This window comes from Dapis brunnea BLCC-M229, from assembly GCF_050015995.1.
Lineage (GTDB): Bacteria > Cyanobacteriota > Cyanobacteriia > Cyanobacteriales > Microcoleaceae > Trichodesmium.
The window spans coordinates 1-1,380 of the sequence record NZ_JBNHEP010000013.1; the positions used below are offsets into that span (position 1 = coordinate 1).

The window sequence follows — 1,380 nt, forward strand, 5'->3', positions numbered from 1 at the left end:
GCCATTCAAATCTAAGCACATAAGGTTAAAAGTTCTTCTTCGGTCTCTACGGACCATGTATTTGTGCTTAGTCTCGAACAGTGTAGTCAGATCAGTTTAAATCCGGGGTCTATGCCTCCAACCAACTACACGACCTTGCGCTGCACTGTTCTCTTTATTACGCGGCGTAACGATACTTCTGCTTGCGTTCTAGTAAAACATAGACCAGCGAGATAAGCTTACGTGCTACCGCAATCACGGCCTTCTTCTTGTTCATGCGAGCCGATAGATTGGCGTAGTAATTCACAAAATGACTTCCTCGCGTCCTTATCGCAGCTAGTGCACATTGTACCATAATCGGGCGCAAGTGACTGTTACCAGGCTTCAAGCGACGGCTCTTTAACTTGCCTGCACTTTCATCATTGCGCGGACATAAACCCGCCCAGCTACTTAATTGTTTGGCTCCTTTAAATACACTCATATCTGACCCGACTTCCGCCAAAATATGAATACTCGAAAGCATTCCTACACCAGGTAAACTCATCAATACTTCCATCTCCTGACCATACTCCCTACAAGCCAACTCCTCCGCTTCATGCTCTAAGTGCTTGATCTGTTGCTCTAATAAGTCATACTGCCCTAATAGCTGGCTTAAAACAAAGCAGTCTTCTGCCTTCATATGCCCTCTCAATACCCGAAGTACTTGCTCCTCTCCATGACGCTTGAGTGTCCGACCGTGTAAATGCAACAGCAAAGCCTGTGGATCAGTCACGCCTCCCGATAATGCTCTTATCAATCGCATACTCCCTTTAGAGGATAGACTGCTCACCAAACGACGAAGTCGAATATTGCACCGATCCAATAAGTTGCTCATCTGCACCAATAAATCCGTACGACGCCGTAACTGCAATTTGCGATGCCGCGTCAATATCCGTAGTTGACTTTGCACTCCGCGTACTATAAAACTACTTGGCAATAGCCCTTTACTCAACAGCTTGCATAACCAATCCGCATCATTCTGATCCGTTTTCTTACCCGGTACTTGACGAACGTAGTTCGCATTGACAACATACGTCTTCAGCTCTTCTCCTAGTATCGATTCAACTACTTGCCAATAAATACCCGTACTCTCCATACCTACTGCCTCAACGCCTTTAGATAATAACCAATCGCGTAGATCATAGATAGAGCCGGTATCTGTCTGATATACCTTGCGATCATAGTCAATACCATCTTCACTCACACTCGCGAATATGGTATCTTTGTGTACGTCTAGTCCGCTAAACCTCATTTCCGTTTTTGAGATAAAGATATTCTCTCAAAAAGCGCTTAGGAAAGTGGACTAGGCTCTTTTCCTTTTTCTCCTCTGTATTTGTGTGCCTACAGGTTCATGGAGTTTAG

1 protein-coding gene is annotated in these 1,380 nt (G+C 44.9%); it reads right to left on the bottom strand.

The genetic code is table 11. From position 1 onward, the window contains the following. Window positions 1-157: 157 nt before the first annotated feature. Window positions 158-1,270, bottom strand: a complete 1,113-nt coding sequence (locus ACP6PM_RS01435) for an IS110 family RNA-guided transposase (protein ID WP_426581170.1) — start codon at window positions 1,268-1,270, stop codon at window positions 158-160. Window positions 1,271-1,380 lie beyond the last annotated feature (110 nt).

Excerpts from the sequence above, each read along its gene's own strand:
- ACP6PM_RS01435 (WP_426581170.1), bottom strand. The coding sequence starts at position 1,270 with ATGAGGTTTAGCGGACTAGACGTACACAAAGATACCATATTCGCGAGT.